This window comes from Streptomyces sp. NPDC044002, from assembly GCF_056434525.1.
Genome location: NZ_JBWKEZ010000132.1, coordinates 1 through 8,538 on the forward strand (window position 1 = coordinate 1; position 8,538 = coordinate 8,538).

Genomic DNA, 8,538 nt, shown 5'->3' on the forward strand with positions numbered 1-8,538 from the left:
CCCCCTCCCCCCCCCCCCCCCCCCCCCCCCCCCCCCCCCCCCCCCCCCCCCCCCCCCCCCCCCCCCCCCCCCCCCCCCCCAACACCCCCCCCGGGGCGGTGTGCTGGGGCGCCTACCAGGCGAAGGCCTCCGGCGACGGCCCCGGGCCCGGACTGTGCCCGCCCGGGGGACAACCCCCGGACCCCCGGCATCCACCCCCGCCGGGCTCCCTCCTACCAGGCGAAGGCCTCCGGCGACGGTCCCGGCCCGGGGAAGATCTCGTCGAGGCCGGCCAGTACCTCTTCGCTCAGCTCCAGTTCCACCGCGCGCAGGGCGCTCTCCAGCTGCTCGGCGGTGCGCGGGCCGACGATGGGGCCGGTGATGCCGGGGCGGGTCAGCAGCCAGGCCAGGGCGGCCTCGCCGGGTTCCAGGCCGTGCTTCTCCAGCAGGTCCTCGTACGCCTGGATCTGCGCCCGGGTCGTGCTGTTGGCCAGCGCGTCCGCCGCCCGCCCGGAAGCGCGGCGGCCGCCCTCGACCTCCTTCTTGATGACCCCGCCGAGCACGCCGCCGTGCAGCGGCGACCACGGGATGACCCCGAGGCCGTACTCCTGGGCGGCCGGGATGACCTCCATCTCGGCGCGCCGCTCGGAGAGGTTGTAGAGGCACTGCTCGCTGACGAGGCCGACCATGCCGCGCCGGGCGGCCGTCTCGTTGGCCTGGGCGATCTTGTAGCCGGGGAAGTTGGAGGAGCCCGCGTAGAGGATCTTCCCCTGCTGGATGAGCACGTCGACGGCCTGCCAGATCTCCTCGAAGGGGGTCAGGCGGTCGATGTGGTGGAACTGGTAGACGTCGATGTGGTCGGTCCGGAGCCGCTTGAGGCTGGCCTCGACGGCCCGGCGGATGTTCAGCGCCGACAGCCGGTCCTCGTTCGGCCAGGTGTCGCCCTCGCGGGACATGGAGCCGTAGACCTTGGTGGCGAGGACGGTCTTCTCGCGGCGGCCGCCGCCCTGGGCGAACCAGGTGCCGATGATCTCCTCGGTGCGGCCCTTGTTCTCACCCCACCCGTACACGTTCGCCGTGTCGAAGAAGTTGATCCCCGCGTCGAGGGCCGAGTCCATGATCGCGTGGCTTTCCGGCTCGCCCGTCTGGGGGCCGAAGTTCATCGTGCCGAGTACGAGGCGGCTGACTTTGAGACCGGTGCGTCCGAGCTGCGTGTACTTCATGGACCCAAGCCAACTGCTTGGAGTGCGCTCCAGGCAAGCCCCTTTCGCGGGACGGGGTTTACCGGTCCCGCGCGGGACGGTAGGGGCCGCCGATGCCCCAGGCCTGGTGCAGGACGGCCGCGAACTCGCCCGCGAGGCGGTGCTCGCCGGAGGCGTTGGGGTGCGTGCCGTCGTAGGTGTCGCGGTGGATGTCGTACGCGTCCGGGCGGGCGGCAAGCAGGATCGGCGAGGCGTCGGTGGTCAGGTCGGCGACCGCCTTGGCGAGGAGTTCGTTGAACCGGGCGACCTCGGCCGCGAAGGGGGGTTCGTCCTCGGCGCGGACGTTGGGGATCACCGGGAGGAAGACCATCCGGATCGCCGGGCGGGCCTCGCGGGCGGCGGCGACGAAGGCGCGGACGTTGCCGGCGGTCTGCTCGGCGTTGGTGTAGAAGCCGAGGTCGATCAGGCCGAGGGAGACGAGCAGCACGTCGGCCCGGTGGCCGGCGGCGGCGGGCCCGATGAGGGGGGCCATGTGCTGCCAGCCCTCGCCCCAGCCCGCGAGGTGCCGGCGGGCGTGCCCGGGGAAGTCCGGGGCCGCGTAGTCCTCGCCGGCGGGGCCCGCTGGGCCGTCGGCGCCGGTGTCGTCGTACAGCGCGGTGCGCGGGCCGACGATCTCGAACGAGCCGTCGCCCAGGGTGGCGCCGAGGTGCTGCCACATCCGGTAGCGCCAGGTGTAGTCGCCGGCGCGTCCGATGGTCATGGAGTCGCCGACGAACATGAAACGCATCCGGTCATCATCGCGGATCACGCGCCGCGAGCCCCTGTGATGCCGGACACGCCGGGCCTGGTGGCAGGCTTGTGGGATGCGCCTGCTGCCCCGGTCGACCGCCGTCCCCGCCGCCCTCGTGCTCGCCCTGCTGCCGGGGGCCGCCCTCGCGGCGGAGACTCCCGCCGCGTCGGGTACCGCGTCCGGGTTCACCATCACCGATCCGCGGATCAGGGAGTCGAGCGGGCTCGCGGCCAGCCGGATCCACCCGGGCGTGTACTGGACGCACAACGACAGCGACGACGGCCCGTACGTGTACGCGGTGGACTCGGCGACGGGGAAGACGGTGGCGCGGCTGACGCTCACCGGGACCGGGACCCCGCGCGACGTGGAGGCGATCTCGCTCGGACCGGACGGGCAGCTGTACGTCGGGGACATCGGCGACAACAAGGACGGCACGTGGGAACACGTGTGGATCTACCGCTTCCAGGAGCCGAAGGAGCTCGGCGACCGGACCGTCGCGGCCGAGCAGTTCACGGTCACGTACGCCGACGGGCCGCGCAACGCCGAGGCGCTGATGGTGCATCCGGTGACGGGCCGGGTGTACATCGCGAGCAAGAACGAGCAGGGCGGCGGCCTGTACGAGGGCCCCGAACGGCTGTCGGCGGACGGGCGCAACGTCTTCCGGCGGGTCGCGGAGGTCCCGTGGGTGACGGACGGGGCGTTCTCCCCGGACGGGACGCGGCTGACGCTGCGCGGCTACCTCACGGCCCGTACGTACGCGTGGAAGGACGGCCGCCCGCAGGGCGCGGGCGAGCGGGTGGACGCGCCGTGGCAGGGGCAGGCGGAGTCGGTGACGTACACGCCGGACGGCAGGACGCTGATGTTCGGGGCGGAGGGCGCGAACAGCAGGGTGGTGGCCGTACCGGCGGCCCCGGCGGCGGCCGCGTCCGACCCGGCCCGCACCCCCGCCCCGCAGCGGCCGGGCGCCGGCCCGACGGGCTCCGCGGGGGCGCAGGGCGCGCCGGCCGGGCAGGAGTCCGGCAGCTTCACCAAGGGGGCGCTGGTCCTCGCGGCGGGCACCGCCCTGGTCCTGGCGGGCAGGCGCCTCTTCCGCCGCCGCAAGGCCTAGGCGGTCTCTTCCGGATCTTGCTCCCCCAGCTACCGCTGGGAGGTGCCCCCAGACCCGCGCCGCCCGGCACCGCACCTCGCCGCGTTGGCGGAGCACCCGAGTACGTCCAGTACAAGGGCGCCCCGCCAACGCGCCGATGCACGGCACCTGGGGGCCCCTCCCAGCGGTAGCTGGGGGAGACGCGGGCTTAACCGGCAAGATCCGAAAGAGACGGCCTAGGCGGTCTCCGCGGAGCGGCCCCGCAAACCTCCTGCGCGCAACGTCAACGATCCGTGCGCGCAGTGCACATGACCTCGAACGACGTCCGCCTAAGCTCGCTGTCGGCGAGGGGCCCCCGTCGTTCACGGGGGTGACGACAGGGGCCCGTTCCGCACCGCCGGAAGTGATCCGGGTCACAACCTGTCACACGTTCCCGGCACCCGGTGTCTTGTGTCCGAACCCCAACGGAGGAGGACACGATGAGCGAGAACAACACCAACGTGGTCGTGATCGGCGGCGGTTACGCGGGCGTGATGGCCGCCAACCGGCTCACCCTGCGCGGCGACGTGACGGTCACCCTGGTCAACCCGCGCCCGTCGTTCGTGCACCGCATCCGCCTGCACCAGCTCGCGGCCGGCAACGACGCGGCCGTCGTCGAGTACAAGGACGTCCTCGCCGAGGGCGTACGCCTGGTCGTCGACACCGTGGACCGCATCGACGCCCCCGCCCGCACCCTCGAACTCGCCACCGGCGACCGCCTCGCCTACGACTACCTCGTTTACGCCGTCGGCAGCACCGGCGCCGAACTCCGCGTCCCCGGAGCCGCCGAACACGCCCACCCCATCGCCACCCTCGAAGACGCGCAGCGGCTGCGCCCGGTCCTGGACGCCGCCCCCGCCGAGGCCCCGGTGACGGTGGTCGGCGCCGGACCCACCGGCATCGAGACCGCCGCCGAACTCGCCGGCGCCGGCCGGCCGGTCACCCTGGTCTGCGGCGGCACCCTCGGCCCCTACCTCCACACCCGCGGCCGCCGCTCGGTCGCCCGCCGCCTGGCCCGCCTCGGCGTCACCGTCGTCGACGGCCCCGACAGCACCGTCACCCACGTCACCGCCACCGCCGTCCGCCTGGCCGACGGCCGTGAACTGGCCAGCGGGGTCACCGTCTGGACCGCCGGCTTCGCCGTCCCCGACCTCGCCGCCCGCAGCGGCCTGGCCACCGACACGGCCGGCCGGATCCTCACCGACGAGACCCTGACCAGCGTCGACGACGACCGCATCGTCGCCGCCGGCGACTCGGCCGCCCCCTCGGGCCTGCCGCTGCGGATGAGCTGCCAGGCCGCGATGCCCATGGGCGCCCGCGCCGCCGACACCGTCCTGAGCCGCCTCGCCGACGAGAACCCCGAAACCCTCAACCAGCCCTTCGGCGCCCAGTGCATCAGCCTCGGCCGCCACGACGGCATCTTCCAGTTCGCCAAGGCCGACACCGCGATCTGGTTCCACGTCGACGGAAAGCCCGGCGCCAAGCTCAAGGAGACCGTCTGCACGGTCGTCGTCAAGCACCTCGCCGACGAGGCCCGCAAGCCGGGCGGCTACCGTCTGCACCGCGGCTCGGGCGCCGCCACCCGCCAGAAGAAGCTCCAGGCCGTGCGGGGACAGACCACGGCCGCCTGACACCCGGGGGACCGACCAGATGACCGACCGGATGACCGACCACGTGCACGACGGCGACCGCGCGGACGACAGCACGGACGACCGCACCGACGACGCGGCGACCGAAGCCTTCGTCGCCCACCGCAACCTGCTCTTCACCGTCGCCTACGAGATGCTCGGCTCGGCCTCCGACGCCGAGGACGTCCTCCAGGAGACCTGGCTGCGCTGGGTGAAGGTCGACCTCGGCCAGGTAGAGGACCGGCGCGCCTACCTGGTCCGCATCACGACCCGCCAGTCCCTCAACCGGCTGCGGTCGATGAGCCGCCGCAAGGAGTCCTACGTCGGCGAGTGGCTGCCCGAACCGCTGCTCACCGCACCCGACGTGGCTCAGGACGTGGAGCTCGCGGAGAGCGTTTCCATGGCGATGATGCTCGTACTGGAGACGCTCTCCCCGACCGAACGCGCCGTGTTCGTCCTGCGCGAGGCCTTCGACGTCGGCTACGACGAGATAGCCGCCGCCGTCGACAAGACCCCCGCCGCCGTACGCCAGATCGCACACCGCGCCCGGCGCCACGTCGACGCCCGCCGCCCCCGCCAGACCGTCTCCGCGAGCCAGACCCGGGCCGTCATGGAGTCCTTCCAGCGGGCGCTCGACAACGGGGACCTCCGGGGCCTCCTGGACGTACTCGCCCCCGACGTCGTCCTCGTCGGCGACGGCGGCGGCATCAAGCAGGCCGCGCTGCGCCCCGTCACGGGCGCCGACAAGGTGGGCCGCTTCATCATCGGCGGCGTCGGCAAGAAGGCGGACCGGTTCGCCATCACCCCCACCGTGGTCAACGGCAGTCCGGCGCTCCTCGCCCACCTCGACGGCGAACTCGACGGCGTCATGGCCTTCCACGTCGAGGACGGCCGCATCGCCGGCATCTACTTCGTCCGCAACCCGGAGAAGCTGGGCGCCATCGCGGCCGAGGCCCCGATCACCCTGAAGTGAACCGAGGGCGGGCGCCGGACCCCGGCGACCCGCCCCTCACCACCCGGTGACTACGAGTGCCCGAGATCGGCGGACGGAAGGTCCGCCGAAGGCACCGAGCCGGTGTCGGGCGCCGGGCGCAGCGGGAACTCGTCCGTCGCCATCGAGTCCAGCACCGGCGGCGCGGGCCGCGGCGGCTTCGGCATGACGGCGGCCTCCGAGTGGCCGCCGCAGCCGTACGACAGGGAGACGAGCCGGCCGTCCGCCGGACCGAACTCGTTCGCGCAGATCCCGAAGGCCTGCCCCAGCGAGCCCCCGATCGCCACGAGGAAGCCGCACGAGACGCACGACGCGGGCGCGGCCTGCGCCATCGGCGTCTTCGCCCCGAAGGACTCGTCCCAGCGGTCGGCCGCCGTGTGCAGCCCGTACCGCGACAGGACGCGGGCGCGGCGCATGCCGAGCTCCTCCGCCACCGCGGTGATCGAACCGCGCGCCGGGACGACCACCCGGTCCGTGACGTCGGCGTCCTCGGCCTCGACCAGCTCGGCCATCTCGGTGGAGACGACCGAGTTCGGCGGCGGCGCGTCCTCCCCGGACCAGCCCGGCTCCAGCCGCAGGTCGTCGGCGTCCGTCGGCAGCAGGTCGCCGGGGCCCATGTCGCCCGGGCGCAGCCGGTCGCTCCACGGCACCCATTCGGGGGCGAGGAGCGCGTCGTCGCCGGGAAGGAGCACGGTTTCGTCGAGGGTGACGTTCTTCGCGCGGGAGGCGCGGGTCACGGTGACGGCCCAGCGCCAGCCGCGGTAGCCCGGCTCCTTGCACTCGAAGAAGTGGGTGACGACCCGGTCGCCCTCCGCTACGGCGGACACGTGCTCGCCCACCACACCGGGGTGGGCGGCCTCCTCGGCCGCCGCGCGGGCGAACTCCACCGCCTCGGCGCAGAGGCGGTCCGGGGCGGGCGTACGCGGGGTACGCGGGGTACGGCTTCGCGTCGTCGCAGCACTCACAGGTCTCGTTCTCTCCTACGCCGTCTCACGAGTGCGCCGTCCGTACTGTCGTTCACAACGACCCGTCGGTCTCGTCCGTACGTAGCGCGGGCGGAGCGGACCAGAGGGCCGCGTCGACGTCCGCGCCCCGATCGGCCTCGGGCGCACCCCACTGTGATCCATTCTGCGGGATCACGAAGAGGCGCGCGGCCAAGTGCAACCGCCGGTGGCGCGCTACGCACGCTACCTCCTTCCAAGCCTTCGGCCCACATGCGAGGTCCGATTCGCGGACAACACGCGTGCGCGGAAGCCGCGCGAAACCCTGCGACGGCCTCCCCGGAGCACGCCCCGGACGCGCCGGGAAGGGTCCCGGACGGCCGCGTGGGGCACTATGGCCACGTGGCTCCCGCACGGTCGTCCGCAGACGGCTCGGGACCGGCCAGGCGGGCCGGCCGGGCGGTCGGGCGTGCCCTGCACCTCCCCATCACCGGTCCGGCGCGCGGGATCCGGCGCGCCACGCACGCCCACGGAGCCGGCGAGTCGGGGCTGGGCCGTCTGATCGAACTGCACGCGATCAACGGCGCCGGAGACGTCATGATCACCGTCGCGCTCGCCTCGACGGTGTTCTTCTCGGTCCCCACCGACGAGGCACGCGGACGGGTGGCCCTCTACCTCGCGATCACCATGGCGCCCTTCACCCTGCTGGCCCCCGTGATCGGCCCCCTGCTGGACCGGCTCCCGCACGGCCGGCGGGCGGCGATGGCGGGCGCCATGCTGACGCGGGCCCTGCTGGCGCTGATGATGTCCGGCGCCGTCGCCACGGGCGGCCTGGAGCTGTACCCGGCGGCCCTGGGCGTCCTGGTCGCCTCGAAGGCCTACGGGGTCGTACGCAGCGCCGTCGTCCCGCGGCTCCTCCCGCCGAAGTTCTCACTCGTCAAGGCGAACTCCCGGGTCACGCTCGCGGGCCTGCTCGCCACGGGCGCGGCCGCACCCGTGGCCGCCGGACTGCACACGATCGGACCGCCCTGGCCGCTGTACGGGGCCTGCGCGATCTTCGTGTGGGGCACCTTCGCGGCGTTCCAGCTGCCGCACAAGGTCGACGACGCCAAGGGCGAGCGCCGCGCCCGGCTCTCCACCCACGAGGCCCACTCCAAGCGCCCCGGGCTGCGCACGGTCAGCCGCCCCGTCCTGTGCGGGCTGCTGGCGAACGCGGCGATGCGCGGCCTGTCCGGGTTCCTGATCTTCTTCCTGGCGTTCCTGCTGCGCGAGCACCCGCTCGGCGGGCAGAGCGCGGCCGTGTCGCTGGGCATCGTCGGCGTCGCGGCGGGCATCGGCAACGCCGCCGGGACCGCGGTCGGCGCCTGGCTCCGGGCCCGCGCCCCGGAGGCGATCGTCGCGGCGGTCCTCTCCGCCACCCTGGGCGTGGCGATCCTCTCGGCCGTCCTCTTCAGCGGCCTGCTCATGGCCGTCCTGGCCGGCACGGCCGGCTTCTGCCAGGCCCTGGCGAAGCTCTCGCTCGACGCGATGATCCAGCGCGACGTCCCGGAGGCCGTCCGCACCTCGGCCTTCGCCCGTTCGGAGACCCTGCTCCAGGTGGCCTGGGTCCTGGGCGGCGCGATCGGCATCGCCCTCCCGCTGAACGGCGTCCTGGGCATGTCGGTGGCCGCCGCGGTGGTGGCCGCCGGCACCGCGATGGCCCTCCGAGGCCTCCTCACGTCCCCCCACCACCACCCGGGCTCCACCCGGCCCCGGGTGGCGTAACGGGGCCCCTGCGGGGCTGGGTCCCCTCCCCGCCCTTCCACCGTTCCCAGGGGCGCTGCCCCTGACCCCGTTGCGCTCAAACGCCGCGCGGGCTGGAATTTCGCTGCGCGAAATCCA

General features: G+C 73.9%; 7 protein-coding genes. 4 read left to right on the forward strand and 3 right to left on the reverse strand.

Going from position 1 to position 8,538, the window contains the following annotated elements:
- Positions 1 to 212: 212 nt before the first annotated feature.
- Positions 213 to 1,202, reverse strand: coding sequence for an aldo/keto reductase (locus tag AC07A6_RS40970; RefSeq protein WP_478780495.1), 990 nt, complete (start codon positions 1,200 to 1,202; stop codon positions 213 to 215).
- Positions 1,203 to 1,260: 58 nt separating this feature from the next.
- Positions 1,261 to 1,968 (reverse strand): GDSL-type esterase/lipase family protein, encoded by a 708-nt coding sequence (locus AC07A6_RS40975; protein WP_478780496.1) that lies wholly within the window; start codon positions 1,966 to 1,968, stop codon positions 1,261 to 1,263.
- Between the two features lie 76 nt (positions 1,969 to 2,044).
- Here AC07A6_RS40975 and AC07A6_RS40980 point away from each other — a divergent pair, with 76 nt between their 5' ends.
- The 3 genes from AC07A6_RS40980 to AC07A6_RS40990 all read left to right on the forward strand — a co-directional run bounded on the left by AC07A6_RS40980 (position 2,045) and on the right by AC07A6_RS40990 (position 5,698).
- The gene (locus AC07A6_RS40980; RefSeq protein WP_478780497.1) at positions 2,045 to 3,079 is read left to right on the forward strand and encodes a WD40 repeat domain-containing protein; all 1,035 of its coding nucleotides are present in this window, start codon (positions 2,045 to 2,047) and stop codon (positions 3,077 to 3,079) included.
- 458 nt (positions 3,080 to 3,537) lie between these two features.
- On the forward strand, positions 3,538 to 4,728 hold the full coding sequence (locus AC07A6_RS40985) for an NAD(P)/FAD-dependent oxidoreductase (RefSeq protein ID WP_386274911.1): 1,191 nt from the start codon (positions 3,538 to 3,540) through the stop codon (positions 4,726 to 4,728).
- A 31-nt stretch (positions 4,729 to 4,759) separates the two neighbouring features.
- Complete coding sequence (locus AC07A6_RS40990) at positions 4,760 to 5,698, forward strand: RNA polymerase sigma-70 factor (RefSeq protein ID WP_478780499.1); 939 nt, start codon at positions 4,760 to 4,762, stop codon at positions 5,696 to 5,698.
- A gap of 50 nt (positions 5,699 to 5,748) precedes the next feature.
- Here the strand turns inward: AC07A6_RS40990 and AC07A6_RS40995 are convergent, their stop codons facing one another.
- A complete protein-coding gene (locus AC07A6_RS40995) occupies positions 5,749 to 6,681 on the reverse strand; it encodes a DUF3027 domain-containing protein (protein ID WP_362473474.1) in 933 nt (310 codons plus the stop codon).
- A 360-nt stretch (positions 6,682 to 7,041) separates the two neighbouring features.
- Between AC07A6_RS40995 and AC07A6_RS41000 the strand changes: the two genes are divergently transcribed.
- A complete protein-coding gene (locus tag AC07A6_RS41000) occupies positions 7,042 to 8,421 on the forward strand; it encodes an MFS transporter (protein WP_478780498.1) in 1,380 nt (459 codons plus the stop codon).
- Positions 8,422 to 8,538: the final 117 nt, after the last annotated feature.

Excerpts from the sequence above, each read along its gene's own strand:
- AC07A6_RS40970 (WP_478780495.1), bottom strand. The coding sequence starts at position 1,202 with ATGAAGTACACGCAGCTCGGACGCACCGGTCTCAAAGTCAGCCGCCTC.
- AC07A6_RS40975 (WP_478780496.1), bottom strand. The coding sequence starts at position 1,968 with ATGCGTTTCATGTTCGTCGGCGACTCCATGACCATCGGACGCGCCGGC.
- AC07A6_RS40980 (WP_478780497.1), top strand. The coding sequence starts at position 2,045 with ATGCGCCTGCTGCCCCGGTCGACCGCCGTCCCCGCCGCCCTCGTGCTC.
- AC07A6_RS40985 (WP_386274911.1), top strand. The coding sequence starts at position 3,538 with ATGAGCGAGAACAACACCAACGTGGTCGTGATCGGCGGCGGTTACGCG.
- AC07A6_RS40990 (WP_478780499.1), top strand. The coding sequence starts at position 4,760 with ATGACCGACCACGTGCACGACGGCGACCGCGCGGACGACAGCACGGAC.